16 protein-coding genes are annotated in these 21,282 nt (G+C 70.5%); 5 read left to right on the plus strand and 11 right to left on the minus strand.

Features of this window, described 5'->3' with window-relative positions; translation table 11 throughout:
- Window positions 1-43: 43 nt before the first annotated feature.
- Window positions 44-430, minus strand: a complete 387-nt coding sequence (locus tag WAE60_RS21540) for a hypothetical protein (protein ID WP_029910436.1) — start codon at window positions 428-430, stop codon at window positions 44-46.
- Between the two features lie 196 nt (window positions 431-626).
- On the opposite strand from WAE60_RS21540, the gene WAE60_RS21545 reads away from it, so the two are divergent.
- Window positions 627-2,552 (plus strand): HWE histidine kinase domain-containing protein, encoded by a 1,926-nt coding sequence (locus tag WAE60_RS21545; RefSeq protein ID WP_029910433.1) that lies wholly within the window; start codon window positions 627-629, stop codon window positions 2,550-2,552.
- A gap of 89 nt (window positions 2,553-2,641) precedes the next feature.
- On the opposite strand, the gene WAE60_RS21550 is transcribed toward WAE60_RS21545, so the two are convergent.
- Entirely contained in the window at window positions 2,642-3,055 is a 414-nt protein-coding gene (locus WAE60_RS21550; RefSeq protein ID WP_337688656.1) for a GFA family protein, read from the minus strand.
- A 1-nt stretch (window position 3,056) separates the two neighbouring features.
- Complete coding sequence (locus tag WAE60_RS21555) at window positions 3,057-4,253, minus strand: CaiB/BaiF CoA-transferase family protein (RefSeq protein ID WP_337688659.1); 1,197 nt, start codon at window positions 4,251-4,253, stop codon at window positions 3,057-3,059.
- Between the two features lie 134 nt (window positions 4,254-4,387).
- Here WAE60_RS21555 and WAE60_RS21560 point away from each other — a divergent pair, with 134 nt between their 5' ends.
- Window positions 4,388-4,987 (plus strand): DUF4142 domain-containing protein, encoded by a 600-nt coding sequence (locus WAE60_RS21560; RefSeq protein WP_029910424.1) that lies wholly within the window; start codon window positions 4,388-4,390, stop codon window positions 4,985-4,987.
- 42 nt (window positions 4,988-5,029) lie between these two features.
- Here WAE60_RS21560 and WAE60_RS21565 read toward each other — a convergent pair whose 3' ends face one another.
- Genes WAE60_RS21565 through WAE60_RS21575 form a run of 3 tightly spaced genes read right to left on the minus strand, consistent with a single transcriptional unit; the run spans window position 5,030 to window position 9,964 of the window.
- Window positions 5,030-5,467 carry a PaaI family thioesterase gene (locus WAE60_RS21565; protein WP_337688662.1) on the minus strand — a complete coding sequence of 146 codons (438 nt, stop codon included), beginning with the start codon at window positions 5,465-5,467 and terminating at the stop codon, window positions 5,030-5,032.
- Complete coding sequence (locus tag WAE60_RS21570) at window positions 5,464-9,075, minus strand: M1 family aminopeptidase (protein ID WP_337688664.1); 3,612 nt, start codon at window positions 9,073-9,075, stop codon at window positions 5,464-5,466. Before WAE60_RS21570 ends, WAE60_RS21565 begins: the two co-directional genes overlap by 4 nt.
- A 10-nt stretch (window positions 9,076-9,085) precedes the next feature.
- On the minus strand, window positions 9,086-9,964 hold the full coding sequence (locus WAE60_RS21575; protein WP_337688666.1) for an ABC transporter ATP-binding protein: 879 nt from the start codon (window positions 9,962-9,964) through the stop codon (window positions 9,086-9,088).
- A 190-nt stretch (window positions 9,965-10,154) separates the two neighbouring features.
- On the opposite strand from WAE60_RS21575, the gene WAE60_RS21580 reads away from it, so the two are divergent.
- The 3 genes from WAE60_RS21580 to WAE60_RS21590 are packed head-to-tail and all read left to right on the plus strand — an operon-like array spanning window position 10,155 to window position 12,103.
- Window positions 10,155-10,832 carry a fumarylacetoacetate hydrolase family protein gene (locus tag WAE60_RS21580; protein ID WP_029910413.1) on the plus strand — a complete coding sequence of 226 codons (678 nt, stop codon included), beginning with the start codon at window positions 10,155-10,157 and terminating at the stop codon, window positions 10,830-10,832.
- A gap of 10 nt (window positions 10,833-10,842) precedes the next feature.
- Window positions 10,843-11,484: a maleylacetoacetate isomerase gene (maiA, locus tag WAE60_RS21585; protein ID WP_337688669.1), complete on the plus strand. Its 642-nt coding sequence runs from the start codon at window positions 10,843-10,845 to the stop codon at window positions 11,482-11,484.
- Window positions 11,477-12,103 carry a carbonic anhydrase gene (locus tag WAE60_RS21590; protein WP_029910406.1) on the plus strand — a complete coding sequence of 209 codons (627 nt, stop codon included), beginning with the start codon at window positions 11,477-11,479 and terminating at the stop codon, window positions 12,101-12,103. The genes maiA and WAE60_RS21590 overlap by 8 nt, the downstream gene beginning before the upstream one ends.
- 5 nt (window positions 12,104-12,108) lie before the next feature.
- Here the strand turns inward: WAE60_RS21590 and WAE60_RS21595 are convergent, their stop codons facing one another.
- The 5 genes from WAE60_RS21595 to WAE60_RS21615 form a co-directional block, all read right to left on the minus strand.
- A complete protein-coding gene (locus WAE60_RS21595) occupies window positions 12,109-12,738 on the minus strand; it encodes a hypothetical protein (RefSeq protein WP_029910403.1) in 630 nt (209 codons plus the stop codon).
- A gap of 47 nt (window positions 12,739-12,785) precedes the next feature.
- Window positions 12,786-13,514: an RES family NAD+ phosphorylase gene (locus WAE60_RS21600; RefSeq protein WP_337688671.1), complete on the minus strand. Its 729-nt coding sequence runs from the start codon at window positions 13,512-13,514 to the stop codon at window positions 12,786-12,788.
- Window positions 13,511-13,924, minus strand: a complete 414-nt coding sequence (locus tag WAE60_RS21605; RefSeq protein ID WP_337688674.1) for an MbcA/ParS/Xre antitoxin family protein — start codon at window positions 13,922-13,924, stop codon at window positions 13,511-13,513. Before WAE60_RS21605 ends, WAE60_RS21600 begins: the two co-directional genes overlap by 4 nt.
- Window positions 13,925-13,976: 52 nt before the next feature.
- On the minus strand, window positions 13,977-16,025 hold the full coding sequence (gene pbpC, locus WAE60_RS21610) for a penicillin-binding protein 1C (RefSeq protein ID WP_337688676.1): 2,049 nt from the start codon (window positions 16,023-16,025) through the stop codon (window positions 13,977-13,979).
- 153 nt (window positions 16,026-16,178) lie between these two features.
- Window positions 16,179-21,224, minus strand: a complete 5,046-nt coding sequence (locus WAE60_RS21615) for an alpha-2-macroglobulin (RefSeq protein WP_337688679.1) — start codon at window positions 21,222-21,224, stop codon at window positions 16,179-16,181.
- Window positions 21,225-21,282: the final 58 nt, after the last annotated feature.

Consider the following 21,282-nt stretch of genomic DNA (forward strand, 5'->3'; position numbering starts at 1 on the left):
CGGCCCGCGCCCGCTGCCAGGGTCGTCAGAGTCTTCCCGAAGATCACTTGTCGCGGCCGCTACGGTTTCCGGCCAGCAGCAGGCCCAGCAGAACGCCGACGCCCAGGCCGGCCAGGGTGGCGGTGATCGGGCGCTCGCGAACGCGCTCGCTGACATAGCGACTGGCTTCGTCGACCGACTGGCCGGCGGTGTCGGTGTAGGTGCGGGTCTGGGCGCGCAGGGTCTCGAGGCCCTGGGTCAGCGACGCTTCGATTCGCTTGGCGGCGTCGGACAGGTTGGCCTTGGCCGAGGCGGCGGCCTCGCTGAGATTGGCGCGGGCGGCGCTGGCGGCTTCGCCGAAGCTGCGCTCGGCGTGATCGAAGGCCGCGCCGGCGTTCGACGAGGCCTTGCTTGCTTCATTCAGGGCGGGGTTCAGGCTGTTGTCGGGCATGAGGATCTCCGGTTCGCGGCTCGGGCTTGTGGGGGGCGGGCAGCGCGAAGCTGCGCCCGCACAACGCAAAGCCGAGGCGACAAGTTCCATTGTAGCGCCAAGGTTGGAGCTTCACCACAGGCGATGTTCGACGCGATCGGGGAGCTTGGCCTTTATCGATCTCGCGCCCTGCGCGAACCCGGTCTATGTTCGAATCATGGACGATGCGGGCGGAACGCTGGCAGATGATCAGGAGGCGCGGCGGCTGCGCGCCCTCGACGCCCTTCGCGCCTTCGACGGCGACCCGGCCGACCCCCGCTTCGATCGGATCGTCCGCCTGGCCTCGCGCCTGTTCGCCGCCCCCCGCGCCGCCATCCGCCTGATCGGCAAGGACCGGGTCTTCCTGAAGGCCAAGGTCGGCTTCGACCATGTCGAGGAGCCGCGCCCGGCCGGCCTGTCCGATCGGCTGCGCGAGAGCGGCGTGGTCTCCAGCCACGACCTCGCCGACGACCCGGACCAGCCCCTGCGCCCCTGGTGCGCCGACAGCCGCTTCTTCGCCTGCGCGCCGCTGAAGACGGCGTCGGGCGAGATCGTCGGCCTGCTCACCGTCGAGGACCCGGCCCCGCGCGACGCCGTCGACCCCGGCCTCGCCGACGCCCTGGCCGACCTGGCCGCCCTGGCGATGGAAGAGCTGTTGCACGACGCCGAGACGGCGCGCAACGTCGCCGAACGCGCGCTCGACAGCGAACGCATCGCCCTGGCCCTGCACGCCGCCAACCTGGGCGAGTTCGTGTGGGACATCGTGGCCGACACCGTCCGGGTCAGCGCGCGCATGGCCGGCATCACCGAGCTCCCCGAGGGCGTGACCCCCGCCGAGGGCGGCGACGCCCTGTACGGATTCGTGCACCCCGACGAGCGCGACGAGATCCGCGAGGAGGTCGAGTCCCAGCTGCGGACCCAGGGGCGTTACGAGGTCGAGTTCCGGCGCGTGTCATCCGACCCGAACCGGGTGATCTGGAATCGGGTGGCCGGCCTGCTGGTCAAGGACGCGGCCGGCAAGCCGCTGCGGCTGATCGGGGTGGTCCAGGACGTCACGGCCCGCCGCGACGCCGACGAGCAGCGCGAGAACCTGCTCACCGAGCTGGACCACCGCATCAAGAACATCCTGGCCGCCGTGCAGTCGGTGGCCGGCCAGTCGGCCCGCAAGGCCTCGTCGCTGGACGGCTTCCTCAAGGCCTTCAACGGCCGGCTCAAGGCGATGAGCTCGGCCCACGACCTGCTCAGCGCCGCTCGCTGGCGCGGCGCCACCCTGGCCCGGATCGCCGCGGCCGAACTGGGGGGCCTGGCCCCCAACCAGACCCGCTGGGACGGGCCGGAACTGTTCCTGACGCCCCGCGCGGCGGCGGCCCTGTCGCTGACCCTGCACGAGCTGGCGGTGAACGCCGTGAAGTACGGCTCGCTGTCGGTCGAGAGCGGCCGGGTCGAGGTGGTCTGGCGCGCGGCCCCGGGGGGCGGCTTCAATCTGGAATGGCTTGAGACCGGCGGGCCGATGACCACGCCGCCCGAGGTCCGCGGCTTCGGCATGACGCTGATCGAGGACGTGGTCGGGCGCGAGCTCGGCGGCCAGGCGACCGTCGAGTACAAGCGCAGCGGCGTCACCGCCCGCATCCATGCCGCCGCCGACGCCCTGGTCGATGAACCCGAGCCCGACGCGCCGAACCCCCTCGACCCCGCGCCCGACGAACGCATCGTCGAGACCGTGGGCGGCGGCGACGACAGCTTCAAGGCCGGCGACATCGCGGGGCTGCGGGTGCTGATCGTCGAGGACTCGCTGCTGCTGGCCATGGAGCTGGAGGCGGGGCTGGAGGACTCCGGCGTCGAGGTGGTGGGCTGCGCCGCCGAACTGCCCGAGGCGCTGCAGATGCTGGAGCTGTCGTTCGACGCCGCCGTGCTGGACGCCGACCTCAACGGCCAGTCCGTGGCCCCGGTCGCCGAGGTCCTGCGCCGCGAGGGCCGGCCGTTCGTGTTCGCCACCGGCTACGCCGACAAGGCCGCCCCGATGGGCTTCGATGCCCCGATCGTGAGGAAGCCCTACAACGTCCACCAGATCGCCCGGGCGCTGGCCTCGGTGACGGGGCGGTAGAAGCACGACCGGGGACATGCGCTCGCGCGTGTCCCCAAGTTTCGCACCCGATTGTCTGGGGACACGCCCAAGGGCATGTCCCCGGCCCGTCACCCCGGCAACCCCTCGAACATCTCCAGCCCTTCCGGGACCACCGCCCAGTCCGGCCGTCCCTTGACGAAGATCGCCACCGTCGGGCGGAACGCGGTCGGGTCGTCCAGCGAGCCGGCGTAGATCGTGTGGGAGTCCGTCTCGCCGACCGGACCGCCGAACACCAGGCTGGCGCACACCGGACAGGTGTTGCGCACGGCGGGAGTTCCCCGCGCCGACTCGCTGGTGAAGATCCGCGTCGGGCCGCTGAAGGTCAGGTCGGCGGCCGCGAAGGCCATGAACGGGATGAAGCCCGAGCCCGAGGCCTTGCGGCAGTCGCCGCAGTAGCAATGACCCATGTACAGCGGCGCACCCCGCGCCTCGTAGCGCAGGGCCCCGCACAGGCAGCCTCCGGCATGCAGCGGCGCGTCCATCCTAGATCACTCCCTTGGCCCGCAGGCCGGCTATGGTCTCGTCCGACAGCTTGGCCACGTCGCGCAGCACCGCGTCGGTGTGCTGGCCCAGGGCCGGCCCCGGCCAGCGGACGCCGCCGGGGGTCTCCGACAGCCTGGGGAAGGCGTTCTGCATCTTCACCGTCCCGAACACCGGGTGGGCGACCTCGACGATCGATTCGCGGGCGGCGAACTGCGGGTCCTTCAGCATGTCGGGCGCGCGATAGACCCGGCCGACGGCCAGGCCGGCGTCTTCCAGCAGGGGCAGCAGGTGCTCGATGTCGTGCTCGACGGTCCAGCCGCCGATCGTGGCGTCCAGCTGGGTCTGGTTCACGCCCCGGGCGGCATGGTCGCGATAGCGCTCGTCGGTCGCCAGCTCGGGCCGGCCCATGGCGTCGCACAGGCGCTTGAACAGGGTGTCCTGGTTGGCGCCGATCAGGATCAGCTCGCCGCTGCGGGTGGGATAGACGTTGGACGGGGCGATGCCGGGCAGGATCGCGCCGGACCGCTCGCGGACATAGCCCGACAGGTCGTATTCGGTGATCAGGTTCTCCATCACCGTCAGCACGCTCTCGTAGATCGCCGCGTCGACCACCTGGCCCCGGCCGGTGCGCCGGCGGGCGTGCAGGGCCATCATCACACCGAGGGCGGCGTTCAGCCCCGCCAGGCTGTCGCCGATCGAGATGCCCGCCCGGGCCGGCGGGCGGTCGGCCTCGCCGGTGATGTGCCGCAGCCCGCCCATGGCCTCGCCGATCAGGGCGTAGCCGGCGCGGTGCGAATAGGGCCCGGTCTGGCCGAAGCCCGAGACCCGGGCCATCACCAGGCCGGGATTGGTCTTGGCCAGGTCCGCGTAGCCCATGCCCCACTTCTCCAGCGTGCCGGGGCGGAAGTTCTCGACCACCACGTCGGCCGTGTCGATCAGGGCGCGGGCCACCTCGCGGCCTTCCGGGGCGCGCAGGTCCAGGGTGACCGAGGTCTTGTTGCGGCCGATCACGGGCCACCAGGGCGAATGGCCCTTGGGCTTGGTGCGGCCCCACTGGCGCATCGGGTCGCCGGCCTTGGGGTCCTCCAGCTTGATCACCTCGGCGCCGAAATCGCCCAGCACCTGGCCGCAGAAGGGCCCCGCGATCAGCGATCCCATCTCGACGACCCGCAAGCCGTTCAGCGGCGCTTCGGCCATGCTCACACTCCCCTTTTCCGCCCCGCGGGCGCTCACGGAACCATCACGGCGACGTGAAGTTTTCTATGCCTCGGCGCAAGCGCGGCGCCTCCGGACACTCAACGTTCTAGAAAAACGCGCAGGGAAAGAAAGCCATGACCCGTAAGCTTCTCATCGTCGGCGCCGCCATCGCGGCCCTCAGCGTCGCGGCCTGCAACCAGAAACCCGACGAGACCAAGGGCGCCGCCACCCCGGCCGAACAGGCCGCGACCCCGGACGCCAACCCGTCGGCCACCGTCCCGACCCCGTCGGACGAGACCAAGGCCGACGTGTTCGTCGCCAAGGCCGCCGCCAGCGACATGTTCGAGATCGAAGCCGCCAAGCTGGCCGCCAAGCGCTCGACCAACGCCGAGGTCAAGGCCTTCGCCGCCAAGATGGAAAAGGCCCACACCAAGACCACCGAGGACCTGAAGGCCGCCATCGCCGCCTCGGGCGCCGCCATCACGCCGCCGACCGCCCTGCCCGAAGACCTGCAGGGCAAGCTCGACGACCTGACCAAGGCCGACGACAAGGACTTCGACAAGAAGTACGCCGACAGCCAGGTCGACGCCCACCAGGCGGCCCTGAACCTGCTGCAGCGCTACGCCCAGGACGGCGACACCGCCGCCATCAAGGCGTTCGCCGCCGCCACGGCCCCGGCCGTGCAGGAGCACCTGAACATGGCCGAAGGCCTGAAGAAGGGCTTCGTGAACTAACGAAAGCCTGTCTCGGAGCGCGCGAAAGCGCGCTCCGTCCCTCTACGGAATCGCGTAGGTGACCGTCGCCCTGGCGGCGGCTCGCTCGCGCGATTCCGACCAGATCAGCACATCGACCGTGGCGATGCGCCGGCCCAGCTTGAGCAGGGTCCCCTCGGCGTAGAGGTCGCCCGGCTTGGCCCCGCGCAGAAAGTGGATGGTCAGGGACGAGGTCACGGCCATGGCCACCTCGCCGATATGGGCCAGGATCACCGCATAGGCCGCCGAGTCGGCCATGCCCATCTGGGTCGGCCCCGAGATCAGCCCGCCCGGCCGCAGGGCCCGGCTGGCGAAGGCCTGGCGCATCAGCACCCGCCCCGGCTCGGCCTCCAGCACCACCGGAAGATAAGGCCCGGCCTCCGGGAAGGCCTTGGCCAGGAAGGCGTTCAGTGCCGCCGCGTCCAGCCTCAGGGCCTCCGCGCTCGGCCCGTCGCCGCTCATCGCATCTGGACCTTGGCGACGTTGTCGTCGCCGTTGCGGTCGATGACGAAGTTGTAGGGGTCGACCCCCGCGTTGCGGGGCGCGGCCTTGGTGACGAAGGTCAGGGTCTGGGTCCCCGACTTGATCCGCCGCCGCTCGAAGGCCAGCACCTTGTCGGGGGCGAAGCCCTTCTTGCCCGGCTCCATCGAGAACAGGCCGACATCCATCACCTCATCCAGCGGCGCGGCGCTCTCCTGGCCGCGGCCCTGGGCGTACAGCTTCTTGGCCTCGATCGTCAGGGTGGTCTCGAAGCGGCCGTCGGCCAGCTTGCGGGTGGTCGCCGTCTTGGTCTTCAGGTCGTAGAGGGTGATCTTCTCGAACAGGTCGGTGATCAGGCCCTGCTTGTCGGCGGGGACCTCGGCGCGCAGGGCGGCCAGGAAGTCCAGGGTGGTCGGATAGGGCGCGCCCTTGAAGGCGTGGTCGGCGATCAGCTTGCGCAGGGCCCGGTTGACCGTGTCCTCGCCCACCTCGTGCTGCAGCCGGTACATGACCAGCGAGCCCTTGCGGTAGTGGATGTACGGCTGGTTCTCGACCCGGGCCAGGGGCTGTTCCTCCAGCGGGTCGCCGCCGCGGGCGCGCAGGTAACTGTTCAGCTCGAACTTCAGGAACTTGCGGATCTGGGCCTCGCCGTACATCCGCTTCATGACCATCAGCGCCGAGTACTGCGAGAAGGTCTCGCTCAGCATGGTGACGCCCTGCTGGTCGGCGCCGATCACCTGGTGGGCCCACCACTGGTGGCCGATCTCGTGGGCGCCGACATAGGTGACCATGTCGATCTTCTCGGGATCGTCGTACTTGGCGATGAAGAACAGATTCTCCGACCACGGGATGGTGTTGGCGAACGACTGGGCGAAATCGGCGTAGCCCGGGAACTCCTGGAACCGCAGCTGGCGGAACTGGTAGGGGCTGAAATTGGCCTGGTAGTAGTCGAGCGAGGCCTTCATCCCGGTCTTCATCCGCTCGATGTTCCACGGATGGTGCGGGTCGTAATAGATCGCCAGGTCCACGCCCTTGTAGCGGTCGCGGGCCACGGCGTAGCGGGCCGACTGGATCGACAGATAGGGCAGGATCGGGGCCTCGGTCACGAACCGCGCGGTGCGCCGGTCGCCCTGGACCTGGTTGGACACCTCGTAGCCCGGCGCGATCGGGGTCTGGTCGGCGTCGGTGGTGACGGTGATGTCGGACGACACGAAGTCGGCGTCGTGGCGCAGGCCGTTGAACTGGCGGCTGGCGATGTCGCCCAGCTTGGGCATGCGGCGCTCGGGCGGCAGGCCGTACTTGCGGCGCTTGGCGCGGTCCTGCAGCAGGCCGTCGCGGCTCATGCCCAGCATCGGCGCGATCTCGGTGTTGTCGATGAAGGTCCCGTTGTCGACCACGCGGGTGTCGTCGCCCCGGTTGCGGAAGCCCTTCTGGGCGCGCTCGGTGATGAAGCTCATCATCCGTCGCTCGCCGGGCTTCATCGGCGTGTCGAACGCGAAGATCCGGTAGTTGAAGCGGTCGAAGGTCTGCTTGGAGCGGGCCCCTTCGATCGACAGCCCCTTGACCTTCAGGTCGCGGTCGAAGCGGACGTGGATCTCCTTCAGCGTCTGGCCGCTGCGGTTCTCCAGGGTGTAGACGCCCTTGGTGTCGATGCGCGGATCGTGCGGATAGAGGTCGACGTCCAGCTTCATCGCCACGATCTTCGGCTGCGGCGTGTTCTCGAACCGCAGCAGGGTCTTCTCGTAGTCGGCCTGCCACTTCTCGTTGTCGATGCGGGTGCGGTAGGGGTTCCAGACGTTGGTGTTGACGTAGATGAACGCGCCGCAGGCCACGAACACCACGATGGCGGCCGAGAAGGTCAGGCCGGCCTTGCCGGTCAGGCGCTGGGGCAGGCGGCGCAGGCGCGGCCACAGGCGGGTCTCGGTCCCGCGTCGCCAGAGGGCGTAGGCCAGCACCACCAGTCCGGCGGCGAAGGCGCTCCAGTAGACCCGCACCCACCAGGCGCCGATCCAGAACTTGCCCAGGCGGTTGATGTCGGAGGTCGGGACCATCGGCCCCACCAGACCGCCGCCGCCGTAGTTGTAGAGGCGGTGCTCCCAGCCGAGGTTCGAGAAGGTCATGCCGGCCACGATGTAGAGCACCATCAGGCCCCAGCCGACGAACTTGTGGGGGCTCAGCACCTGCAGGAACACCGCCAGCACGGCCGTCAGCACCAGGCTCACCGACATCGGCGCGACGTACCACAGCAGGTACTTGTCGAACTCGAAGCCGAAATAGCCGTGGGCCGCCTGGCTGATCACCGCAGCCAGCACGCTGACCAGCAGGGTCGAGATCAGCACCAGTGAGATCGCCGCCACCTTGGGCGCGACGAAGGCCCAGTCGGCGACGGGCGTGGAGTCGATGATCTCGTGGGTCTTGCGGTCGCGCTCGCGCCAGACCAGCTCGCCGGCGTAGTAGATCGAGATGATCACCGGGATCAGGGTGAACGAGCCGATCAGCGGGTTCAGCAGCATCCGGGTCAGCGGATAGATCGACCCGCCGTAGCCGGTGTCGTCGGTGGCGAACCACAGCGAACCGGCGGCGTTGAACAGGCCCAGGGCCAGCAGGACGAAATAGGCCGGGCTCTTGAACACCTGGCCCATGTCCAGCCGGGTGCGGGCCACCAGCTGGGCCCAGGCCCAGCGGCCGTCGAAGCGGGGCAGGACCGGGCCGGCCAGGGTCGCCGGAGCCGTCTCGGCCGCGGCCTCGGCCCGCTTCTGGCGGCGACGGGCCTTGCGCGCCTTGCCCGACAGCTCGGGCGACTGCAGGCGGAAGCCGAAATGCGCCGCCACCAGGAAGACGGCCGACAGCGCCAGGACGAAGACGCGGTTGAACAGCAGCACCCCGTCCAGGGGCGGGACCACCGTGTTGCGCTCGCTGACCGTCCAGTACTTGCTGATCAGGCCGTAGGCGGAGCCGCCCAGCGGCTCCCACAGGGCCACGGCGTGCTCGAACTCCGGCTTGTTCAGGGCGATGTTGGCCACCACCCAGACCACCAGGAAGGCGATCACCCCGACATAGGTCCACATCATCGACCGGGTCACCGTGGCCAGGGCGAAGAACATGGTCGAGGTCAGCAGCAGGGTCGGCAGCGCCACCACGCCGTAGGCGAAGAGGTACGCGTCCCAGCGGTTGGGGCCCAGCAGCTCGCTGTCGACCCACGGCATGTGCGAGCCCAGCCAGATGGCCGCCGGCACCACCAGGAACGAGATCGCCGCGGCCAGCAGCGCCCCCGTGAAGCGGCCGTACAGATAATCGAACTTGGTCAGGCGCGTGGCCCGCAGGATGGGCCCGAAGCCCGTCTCGTCGTCGCGCACCACCACGTTCGACACGAAGGCCGTGGTCACGAACATGTAGAACAGCGAGAAGACGATGCAGGCCTGGGCCAGGGCGTAGGGGCCGTTGCGGTGGTCGCTGGGCCCAAGGCCGATCGAGAAGTTGCTGACCGTGGTGATGGCGAAGGCCAGCAGGAAGAAGATGACCGCCACCACCCAGAAGACCGGCGACTTCAGCTGGTAGCGGAGTTCGAAGCCCGCGATCTTGCCAAACATCGAGACGCCCTCAGGCCGCGCGACGGGTGTTGGACAGGGTGGAGAAGTAGACGTCCTCCAACCCGCCCTCGACCGAGGTGAAGCCGGCCCCCGGATCCTGGTCGGCCAGGACGTGGATCACCGTGCGGCCGCCCAGCAGGCGGGTGGAGATCACCTGATAGCGGTCCTTGGCGGCCTCGAGCTCGGTCTTGTCGATGACCTTCTTCCAGATGCGGCCGTCCAGCTGGCGCACCAGGTCGGCGGGCGCGCCCTCCTTGACGATCCGGCCGTTGCAGATGATCGCCATAGCCTGGCACAGGTCTGAAACGTCCTCGACGATGTGGGTGGACAGGATCACCACCACGTTCTCGCCGATCTCGGCCAACAGGTTCAGGAAGCGGTTGCGCTCTTCCGGGTCGAGGCCGGCGGTGGGCTCGTCGACGATGATCAGCCGCGGGTCGCCGATCAGGGCCTGGGCGATGCCGAACCGCTGGCGCATGCCGCCCGAGAAGCCGGCGATGGCCTTCTTGCGCACGTCCCACAGATTGACCTGGTTGAGCAGGCTCTCGACCACCGCCTTGCGGTCCTTGCCGTCGGCGATCCCCTTCAGCACGGCCATGTGGTCGAGCATGTCGTAGGCGCTGACGCGCGGATAGACGCCGAAGTCCTGCGGCAGGTAGCCCAGGGTGCGGCGCAGCTGGTCGGGCGACTTCAGCACATCGATGTCGCCGAAGCGGATATGGCCCGAGGTGGGGGCCTGCAGGGTGGCGACCGTGCGCATCAGGGTCGACTTGCCGGCGCCGTTCGGACCCAGCAGGCCATACATGCCGCCAGGTATCGTCAGGTTGACCTCGTCGAGGGCCTTCACGCCGTTGGCGTAGACGTGAGTCAGGTTCTCGATGATCAGCATCGTCGGTCCCGGGCCCCTTCGACGTCGACATGGCGGGTTTTCGCCACAATTGCCTACCCGTCATGCCTTGTCGTCGCAGGTCGGGGCAAGTGAAAGAACGTTTAGACACATCCCATGGCCGGCGTGTTGCAGGATCATGTCCTCGCGAAGGTGACTTTTGGCGAAGCGGGTTTGGGTCTAATCAGGCGCCATGACGCACTTCGCCTTCCCCCCGCCCGCCCAATCCACGGTTCCGGTCGAAGGGAGCGACTCCGTCTTCCCCGTCCGCCGGATCCTCTGCGTCGGCCGCAACTACGCGGCCCACGCCCGCGAGATGGGGGCCGACACGCGCGACCCGCCGTTCTTCTTCGCCAAGCCCGCCGACGCGGTGGTGACGGGCGACAAGGTCCCCTACCCGGTCGCCACCCACGACCTGCACCACGAGATCGAGCTGGTGGTCGCGCTGAAGTCGGGCGGCGCGAACATCGCGGTCGAGGAGGCCCTGTCCCACGTGTTCGGCTACGCGGTCGGGGTCGACCTGACCCGCCGAGACCTGCAGGCCGCCGCCAAGGCCAAGAGCCATCCCTGGGACGCCGCCAAGGGTTTCGACGCCAGCGCGCCGATCAGCGCCATCGTCCCGGCCGCCCAGGCCAAGCCCGACGGCGCGATCACCCTGACCGTCAACGGCCAGCCGCGCCAGGCCGGCCAGATCGCCGACATGATCTGGACCCTCCCCGAGATCATCGCCGAGGCCTCCAAGCTGTGGACCCTGGCCGCCGGCGACCTGATCTTCACCGGCACCCCCGAGGGCGTGGCCGCCATCGGCCGGGGCGACCGGGTCGAGGGCGCCGTCGAGGGCGTCGGTCGGCTGACCTTCACCCTCGTCTAGGAGCGCGGCGATGAAGCTCGTCCTGCACGGCGCCTGGCGATCCAGCGCCGCCTACCGGGTGCGGATCGGCCTGAACCTCAAGGGCCTGGCCTACGCGACCGCGCCCGTGAGCCTGGTCGAGAACCAGCACCAGAGCCCGGCCTTCGCGACGCTCAATCCGCAGAAGCTGGTGCCGACCCTGGTGGTCGACGGCCAGGTCCTGACCCAGAGCCTGGCCATCCTGGAGTGGCTGGACGAGGTCCGGCCCGAACCGGCCCTGCTGCCGGCCGACCCGCTGGCCCGCGCCCACGCCCGGGCCATGGCCCAGGTCGTCGCCTGCGACATCCACCCGGTGAACAACCTGCGCATCCTGCGGGCCCTGACCGGCCTGGGCGTCGACGAGCCCGGCCGCGAGGCCTGGATCCAGCGCTGGATCATCGACGGCTTCCAGGCCCTGGAGGCGATGATCATCGAACACGGCGGCCAGTACGCCTTCGGCGACACGCCCGGCCTGGTCGATTGCTGCCTGGTCCCCCAGGTCTACAACGCCGAGCGGTTCAAGACCGACCTGACGCCCTTCCCCGCCCTGCGCGCGGTCGCCGCCCGCGCCCTCGAACACCCGGCCTTCGTCGCCGCCCACCCCAACCAACAGCCGGACGCCATCCATGCTTGAAGACCTGAAGAGCAACAACCTGGCCTGGTCGCTGCGCAAGACCGAGGCCGACCCCCAGTTCTTCAAGCGCCTGGAAGGCCAGCAGAGCCCCGAATACCTGTGGATCGGCTGCAGCGACAGCCGCGTGCCGGCCAACGAGATCGTCGGCCTGGACCCGGGCGAGCTGTTCGTGCACCGCAACGTCGCCAACCTGGCCCCGCCGCAGGACGCCAACTACCTGTCGGTGCTGCAGTTCGCGGTCGACGTGCTGAAGGTCAAGCACATCATGGTCGTGGGCCACTACGGCTGCGGCGGCGTGGCGGCGGCCATCGACGGCAAGCGCCGGGGCCTGGTCGACCACTGGCTGCACCCGATCCGCGAGGTCCATGCCGAGCACAAGCACGAGCTCGACGCCATCGGCGACGAGAAGTCGATGCTCAACCGCCTGTGCGAGCTGAACGTCGCCCGCCAGGTGCGCAACGTCGCCGCCGACGTCTTCGTCCAGGACGCCTGGGCGCGCGGCCAGACCCTGTCGGTGCACGGCTGGGTCTATTCGCTGTCCAACGGCCTGGTGACCGACCTGGAGGTCGGGATCTCCAGCCTCGAGGACTACCAGAAGGCGGTCGGCGGGCCCTGCTGAGGCGGTCAGCCCACCTTCCGGCAAGGCGGGAGTTCGAAGGGGTCGAGGGCCATGAAGATCTCCGGCTGGCCCTTCTTCGGACGCGGCGACGGTAGCGGCGCCAGGCAGCGGGTCGGGGGCCGTTTGAAGAGGTCGCCCGCCCGCGCCCGGAGACCGTCCTCGGCGACGGCGAAGTCATGGACGCCGTCCGCCAGCGTCCGGACGTAACCCGCCGAGGCCTCGCGGGAGAAGAAGGCGCATCCGCTCGTGGGAAGCCTCGCGATCAGGGCGCGGACCTCGCCTGCGATGTCGTATTCGCCCGCCACCCCGCTGTATTGCAGGTAGTCGGCGCTCGACAGACAGGACGCCTGTCCGATCCTCACCTCGATATTGGCCTTGATCCTCCACCCGTCGTCCACAACGTCGAGGGCGACCACGCCGTCCAGCGAGCGCCAGCGCAGGTGCAGCCTCGTCCATTCTGTCGCCACATGCATGATCGGCGGCTCGCCCGGATCGCGCCTGCGCACCTCCTCGACCATCTCGATCCTGCCGAAGGGGGTGCGTGTCTCGACCGTGCCCGCCCGGGCGGCGCCGGCCAGGAAGACGCCGAGACCCAGCGTGGCGGCGACGATGGAGCGGTAGATTTGATTACGCATGTAAATTACACTACGCGCCCGGGCCGAAACCGCAAGGGTTGTGTTCGTCAGTGGCCGCTCGCCGTCTCCACCCGGAACACCTTCCCCGTCGCCGGCTCGCGGATCAGGTCCACGCGGACGCCATCCCAGTGGTAGTCCAGGTGGCGGCCTTGCACGGGGTTCGCGGCCAGGTCCGGATAGAACAGGCCCACGCACTGGCCGCCCGGATGGCGCTGGCTGGGATAGACCACCCCCTCCGAACCGGCCGCGCGCAAGCCCGCACCGAGGGCCTGACCGGCGGCGTAGTTGTCGGGATCGAGCGCCGGGGCGAAGGCCAAATCCCCGCCACGCAGGTCATGCAGCGCGCCGCGCACGTCCAGCACGATCTCGCGGAACTGCGAGGTCCAGCCCGGCGCCTGGGCGGTGGCGGCCATGAACACGCCGTGGTGGTGGATCGTCTCCGACAGGGCGATCTCGAAGCGGTCGGCGACGTACAGCACCCCGTACGCCCCGGCGCTGAACCGGCTGGGCCGGTCGGGGCTGACATGGGTGAACGGCGCCATCAGGTAGCTGGCCCCCGCGCCCGCCACCCAGCGGTCCTGGGGCACGAGGTCGAGATTGCCGATCGTCTCCATCAGGCGCGGATTGGTCTTCTGCTCGGCGGCGATCAGCAGCGGCCAGTCGGCGGGATCGGCGATGTCCTCGAACAGGTCGATCGGCGGCCAGGCGCTGCGGATGATGCGGACCGCCCCGCGCCAGGACACCGGCGCGCGCGGGATGGCCTGCGGATCGATCACCAGGCCCCGCGCTCGGCGTCCAGATAGCGGCGCACCCGCATCAGGTCGGTCAGCTCGCCGCCCAGCATCACCTGCAGGGCCGAGCGACCGCCGAACGCGGCGTTGGGGGCCTTGATCCAGGCGTAGCCGCGCTGGGGCTCCTGGAAGATCAGCCGCAAGGCCTTGTGGACGCCCATCAGGTTCGAAAGCCGGGCCTTGCCGTCGCGGTTGATCCGCCCGATCTCGCCGGCCTTCCAGCGGCGATAGGTGCGCACCGGCTGGTCCAGCAGCACGGCGGCCTCGTCGTCGGTCACGCCCCACAGCTTCAGCAGGTTGACCGCGGCGCGGAACATGGCGGCGCCCTCGGCGTCCGAGATCGGCTCGGGCGCGAAGGCCTTCGGTTCGGTGTCGACCAGGGTGACGAGGGACATGGGGATTACCTCTTTGGCAGAATATAGCAAATAGGCTGCCAAATGGCAACTTTCAGCCGGTCGGCGCCTTGATCCGCACCCGCGCCGAGGCCGCGCGGCCCTGCCCGTCCACCACCTTCAGCCGGTAGAAGCCCGGCGCGGCCGGTCGCCAGATCACCTTGCCGCTGACCGGGTCGGCCGACAGGGGCGCGCCGGCCACGTACCAGGTCAGGTCCTCGCCGCCCGCCGCCATGACCAGGCCGCGCGAGCCGGCGCCAACGCTGTCGACCTGCACGGTCGCCCCGTCGGGCGGGAAGATCAGGCGGGGGCCTTCGGACGCCTGCCGCAGGCGCTGCAGGGCGCCCGGCGCGGCCTTGGGGGCGATGGGCCGGGGCGCGATCGTCGGGGCGTCGATGACGTCGGCGACGTCGAACAGCAGGGGCAGGGCCGCGTCGCGGCCGGTCAGGCCGCCGCGCGCCCCGCCGTCGGCCCGACCCGTCCAGACGATGATGGCGTAGCCGCCGACCACCCCCGCCGCCACGGCGTCGCGGAAGCCATACGAGGTGCCGGTCTTGAAGGCCATCGCCGGTCCGCCCCGGGTCAGGGCCGAGGGCGCCCGGCCGCGCGGGGCCGGGGCCTCGCGCAGGATGTCCAGCACCTGGGCGGCGGCCTCGGGCCGGACGATGCGGGTCCCGCCCATGCGCTCGTGCGCCTTGGCCTCGGCCTCGGTGAAGGCCAGGGGCTTGGCCGCTCCGCCGTCGCCGAGGGCGGCGTAGAGCACGGCCATGTCGCGCGGCGTGATCCCCGCCCCGCCCAGGGCCAGGGCCAGGCCCGAGGCCTTGATCGCCGTCTTGGGCCGCACCAGCTTCACGCCCCCGCTCTCCAGCCGGGCGGCGAAGGCGTCGGGGCCGATCTTCTCCAGGGTGGCCACGGCCGGCACGTTCAGCGAATAGGCCAGGGCCTCGCGGGCGGTGACCTTGTCGTGGAAGACGTGGTCGAAGTTCTCGGGCTGGTAGTCGGCGAAGCGGGTGGCGGCGTCGTCGATCTGGGTGTCCGGCGCCAGGGCCCCGTCGTCGAAGGCGAAGGCGTAGATGAAGGGCTTCAGGGCCGAACCCGGCGAGCGCACGGCGCGGGTCAGGTCGATCCAGCCGCCGGGCCGGTCGCGCCCCGCCGAGCCGACCAGGGCCCGCACGGCGCGGCCCTTGATCTGGACCACCAGGATGGCGGCGGTGACGTCAGGACCCTGGGCGGCGGCCACGGCGGCGGCCATCGGCTCCAGCCGGGTCTGCAGATCGGCGTCGATCGTCGAGACCACGCTGGGCTGGCCGGGGGGCGCCGCCAGGGCCAGCTCGCCCGCCGCGTGCCAGGCCAGGGCCGGGAACGGCGCGCGCCTGGGCAGGGGCTCGGCGTCGGCCTCGGCGGCGGCGGCTTCGGTCAGGACGTGGGCGCGAACCATCTTGTCCAGCACCGCGCGGCGAGCCGCCCGAGCGGCCTCGGGATGACGGTCGGGGCGGCGCGCCTCGGGCGACTGCGGCAGGGCGATCAGCAGGGCCTGCTCGCCGTCGGTCAGGCTGGTCGGCTCATGGCCGAAATAGGCCAGGCTGGCCGCCCGCACCCCCTCCAGATTCCCGCCGTAGGGCGCCAGGGTCAGGTAGAGGGCCAGGGTCTCGTCCTTGGTCAGCCGGGCCTCCAGCTGGGCGGCGCGGACCATCTCGATCAGCTTGGAGGGGAGGTTGCGCGGCCGGGGCTCGAGCAGACGCGCGGTCTGCATGGTCAGGGTCGAGGCCCCCGAGGTGGCGTGGCCGTGGACCACCGCCGAGCCGATCGCCCGGACCAGGGCCAGGGGATCGACGCCCAGGTGCCGGCGGAACCGGGCGTCCTCGACGGCGATCAGGCGCTTTTGAAAGGTCGGGTCGGTGCGCTGGAGATCCGCCCGCACCCGCCAGCGCCCGTCCTCGACCGGCAGGGCCCGCAGCCAGGCGCCGCGATGGTCCAGCACCACGGGCGACGAGCGCCGGGCGCGGGCCATGTCCGGCGGGAAGGCCGCGCCCAGGGCGAACAGCACGACCTGGAGCGCCATGAAGGCGACCAGGACGCGGGTGAGGCGGGGGATGGTGATCATCGGAAATACATCGCGGCGAACACTTGCCCCCTACGGACCGCTTCGCGGTCGTCTTCCCCCATAGGGGGGAGAAGCGCGCGATGCTTTCGGCCTCCGCCCCCTACGGGGGCGGACAGACGGCGAAGCCGTCAGGTGGGGGCAAGTATCAATCCCTTATCCTCCCGGCGCCACGATGATCCGCCCGGCCTCCGACCGCGCGTTCAGGCTGGGCCGGTACATGTCCTTGGCCACGGCCCCGGGCAGGAAGAACTCGCCCGGCGTCACGGCCCGCGCCACATAGGCCATGGCGAACGGCTTCTCGCCGCCCAGATCCAGCGCGGCGATGTAGCGGTCGTCGCGGCTTTCCTGGACGTCGGGGTTGGTCAGTTCGCCCAGGAACTTGAACGGCCCGTTCTGGGCGTCGTCGGCGCCCAGGGTGGTCTCGATCTCGAAGCCGGCCGGCAGGGCGTCGTCGACCACCAGGGCGGTCGAGCGGGCCTGCATCGACCGGCCGGTGACCAGCACGATCACCCGGTCGCCCTGGTGGATCTGGCTGGGATCGATCGCGCCGCCGCTCATCGAGAACAGCCGCTTGGACACCGACAGGCCGTTGGCCGCCGCACCGGGGGCGGCGACCGGCGTGCCGCGCACGCTGACCGTCCGCCACAGCGCGCCCTTGCCCTTGTTGGTGAAGTGCGCGTCGGACAGCTTGCCCACCGCCCAGCGCGGCGCGCCGCCGGCCGGAGGCAGCGCGGTGGCGCCTTGGGCGTCGATGGCGATCGGACCGGCCGCCTTCAGCAGCTGGTAGGCCGCCGACAGCACCGCCGCCTGCTCCTGGGTGTTCAGGGCGTCGGGGTCCCGGACCACGTTCTCCAGGCGGCCCTGCAGCTGGCGGGCGATGTCGCCCTGGCCGGCCTGGACCGCCAGGGCGGTCACCGCGGCCACGTCGCGCAGGGGGCTCTGGTACCAGTCGCTGTCGTCGCGCCAGCCCAGCGACTTGACCGCCTGGCGCATGGCCGAGCGGGCCCGGGCCTGGTCGCCCATCAGGGCCAGGCCGGCCGCCACCTGGGCCTTGGCTAGGGGCTGGTCCTCGTCCTTCATCTGCACGTCGTGCCACCAGCGCAGCCGCGCCAGGTCGCCGCGGCCGGCCTTGGCCATCACATAGAGGGCGTAGGCCGAGGCGCGCCGGCGCATGCGCTCGGTGGCCTTCTTGGAGTCGTCGGGCGTGCGGCCCCACCATTCGGGATATTCCAGCCGGTAGGAGACCGAGCTCCAGCCGTCGGGACGGCTGATCTGGCGCATGGCGTTCAGCGCCTTGTCCATCGCCTCGTCCGGCACGGCGATCCCCTGGGCCTTGGCCTCGACCAGGAAGTCGGTGGCGTAGGCGCCCAGCCAGGCGTCGGCCTCGCCGTCGCCCACCCGCCACAGGCCGAAGGCCCCGTCCAGGGTCTGGCGGTCCAGCAGCTTGCCCACCGCCGCCGACAGGATCGCCGGGTTCCGCTTGAGCTTGGGGTCGCTGGACAGGCTCTGGGCGTACAGCAGCGGATAGGCGGTCGAGACCATCTGCTCGGTGCAGCCGTACGGGTAGCGCTGCAGGGCCACCGCGATCGCCGACGGGTCGAAGCCCCGGAACGGCGAGTAGCTGACCTGCAGGGTGATGTCGCCGGCCGCCAGGCCCGACAGCAGCTGGGCGTCGGGCGTGTAGCTCATGCCCGGCTGCTGCAGCTCGGTGGTGGTGCGCACCACGTCGCCCCAGCCCAGGCGGGTCTGGATCGGATAGTCCTTGGCCGTCTGGAAGCCGGGTCCGGCCACCTTGAAACCGACCTTGCCGATGCCGGTGACGTTGGGCGCCAGGAACGGGATCTTCTCGGCGATCCGCTGGCCCAGGACCAGGGTGATCACCTTCCGGAAGGCCACGGCGATGCCGTTGGTGGCGTTGGCCTCGACCGTATAGGCCCCGGCCTTGCCCTCCACGTTATGCAGCTCCAGCGTCGCCATCGGCTTGTCGCCGGGGGCCAGGAAGCGCGGCAGGTTCAGGTCGGCCACCACCGGCTGGCGCACGGTCATGGCTTTCGAGCCCGAGCCGACGGCGCTGTCGGTCCAGGCCACGGCCATGATCCGCAGCTCGCCGTTGAAGTCGGCCGCCGGCAGCTTGACCACCGCCTTGCCGTCCAGGCCGGTCTCGACCACGCCCGACCACAGGGCCACGGTCTTGATCGGCGTCACCGTCAGCCCCTCGCCGCCCAGCTCGTCGGCGCCGAAATTGACGTTGGCCGGGGCGCCCATGTTCGGGTCCAGCAGGCGGCCGTAGTCGTCGCGATAGTTCAGGGTCAGGGCCCGCTTGCCGAAGTACCACTTGGCCGGGTCGGGGCTGTCCTGGCGGGTCAGGCGCAGGATGCCCTCGTCCACCGCCGCGATCGTCACCTTGGCCTTCTGGCCGAAGCCCAGGCCGTTGACCTTGATCGGCACGTCGACCGGGGCCTTGGAGTCCAGCTTCACCGGCGTGCCGATGTCGACCGTCAGCTTGCGGCCCTTGGGGTCCAGCGGGACATAGATCAGGCCCAGGGCCCGCTTGGGCTTGGGCGAGCTGACCGGGTCGCGCGGCTGGATCACCGTGACCATCACATAGGCCCCGCCGCCCCAGGCGGCCGAGGTCTTCAGCCGCACGGTCGTGCCGTTCTCGCCGACGCTGAGGGTCTTGAAATCGATCAGGCGATCCGTAGCGACGGCGACCTGGGCCTGGCCGGCGTAGGGCGACTTCAGGGTGATCTCCACCGTGTCGCCCTGGGCGTAGGCCTTGGTCCCGGCGCTGACGCGGACGAAGTCGGGCGCCTCGCCCTCCTTGGCCGGCGAACCCCAGCCCGACGAGAACTTGGTCACCGTCTTGGCGCCGTCCGGCCCCTCGACCACCAGGCGGTAATCGCCCCAGCCCAGGCGGCGGTTGAAGCGCGCGGGCGCCCCGGCCCCGATATTGACCGTGGCCTTGGCCACCACCGCGTCGCGGCTGGTGCGCCGCCACTGCCAGCGGCCGTCCTGCTGGAACCAGTCGTAGTTCCAGTTCTCGCTGATCAGGGTGTAGGTCGCCGTCGAGGCGATGCGGGCTCCGGCGGCGTTGACCGCGATCATCTCCAGGCTGACCGGCGGATCGCCGCGCCCGGCGTCGCCCTGCTCGACCTTGACGCCGTAGTAGACGGGCTTGCCGCGCACCTTCAGCTCCAGCCCTTCGCGGACCGGACGGCCGCCGGGCTCGAACACGGAGGCGGTCACCGCCGCCACCAGCGGCTGGGCGGTGTCGCCGGCTTCGGTGGTGCCGAGGTTGAGGATCGCGTGGCCGTCGCCGTCGGTGACGGTGGTGCCCAGCTCGATGAACTTCTCGTCGAAGGGCGTCAGGTCGTCGCCCCACTCGAAGTCCTTGTATTGCGGGAAGGGGTCGCTATCGAGCCGCAGCCGCGCCTCGCCTTGCGTCTGCAGGCCCGCGCCCGGCGCGCCGTAGAGGAAGCGGGCCGAGACGTCGATCTTGCGCTCCTGGCCGGCCGCGACCGGCACGGAGTCCTGGCCCGTGGCGGTGACCGCCAGGCGCTGCGGCGCGAAGTCCTCGACGCTGAAGCTCAGCGAACCGGCCTCGGCGTCGCTGCCCTCCATCTTCAGCACCGCCGACCACCGGCCGCGCGGCGCGCTTCTCGGCAGGGCGATGTCGGCCAGCACCGCGCCGGCGTCGGCGCGGCTGAACGGATAGCGCTTGAACTCCACGCCCGAAGGGCGCTTCACGAGAATATAGCCTTTGCGGTCGTTGACCGCCTTGGCGAGGCGATCGCGGACCATGGCCGTCAGGTGCACGGTCTCGCCCGGGCGATAGATGCCGCGGTCGGCGTAGAGATAGCCGTCGATGTCGGTGGAGAGCGCCCGGCCGCCGTCGGACTCGGTGCGGCCGCCGACGCCCTGCTTGGACAGGTCGACCGGCGAGCGGTCCAGGTCCAGCACCGCCAGGTCGCCCTGGTCGCCATAGGCCATGACCATCTTGGCCCGCGCCGCGCCATCGCCTTCGAGCAGGGCGTGGGCGAAGCGGGCGCGGCCGTCGGCGTCGGTCTTGGCCACGGCCAGGTCCTCGCCGTCCTTGGCCACCAGCGCCACGCGCACGCCCGACACCGTCTTGGCGGTCTTCAGCGAGCGGACCACCACGTCCAGGGATTCGGCGCCGTCGTAGCCGATCAGGGCCATGTCGGTGAACATGATCCAGCGGCGGGCCTGGGCCGGCGACGGGTCGCCCTCGCCGTCCGGATCGCGGCCGCCCGAGGCGTCGCGCGCCTTGATCACATAGCCGCCGGGCTTCATCTCCTTGAGTACCGCGCCCAGCGGGAAGACGGTCGTGGCCTTCTGGCCGGCCGCGCCGTCCACATTGATCACGCCCTTCCAGACCTGGCGGCCCTCGTCGTTGGGGCTGTCGTCGCCGTAGTCGCTGTTCCAGTCGCCCTCGCCGGTCGGGTCGGGGGCGCTGATCGACTTGCGCACCAGGTTGCGGTCCGACACGCGCCAGACCTCGATGGCCAGCTTGGAGACGTTCATCGTCTCCAGGGCCACGCCGTCGGATTCCTCGCGCGGCAGGATCACGCCGTCGCCCGCGAAGCCGACATACGGAGGCTTTTCACCAAACGTGAAATCTACGTCGGCGTTGGCGGCCAGGGTCTCGCCGCCCTTGCCGGGCAGGCCCTTGAGCAGGGTGACGCGATGGTCGGTGAAGCCGACACCGCCGATGCACAGCTCGTCGTCCTTGACCCGCACGGCCGGCTGGCGGCTCAGGTCGGGCGAGATCAGCACGAAGTCGGCATAGGCCTTGGACGGGTCCAACGGCTTGCTCATCCGCACGCAGGCCATGGGCTCGGCGCCGGAGCTGTCGATGCGGCTCTGCCAGACGGCGAAGCCCTCGGGCTTGGGGATCCCGCGACGCGGGGCGTTCCTGTCGCGCGGCTTGCCAAACAGCGACCAAGCCTGGCCCTTGGGCGCCTCGGCGGTGACCGCCGACTTGTGGCCGAACCAGCCGAGGTCAGCGACCTTGCCCACGGCGAAGCCGCCGCCGAAACCGACGACCAGGGCCGCCGCGCCCACGGCGACCAGCGGGGATTTCAGCTGGGGCGGGATCCTGTTCTTGAGGGCTTCCCAACGATCGGACCAGGAAGAGGGGGCGCCGCGACCGCCTTCGGGCGGAGTCTCGTCCGTCGACATCCCAGATCTCCCCAACTTTAGCGTGTCGGGAGACTTGAACCTAAGCCGGGCAAGGGGT

Origin of the sequence: Caulobacter sp. CCG-8 (assembly GCF_037402475.1) — a bacterium.
Classification (GTDB): domain Bacteria; phylum Pseudomonadota; class Alphaproteobacteria; order Caulobacterales; family Caulobacteraceae; genus Caulobacter.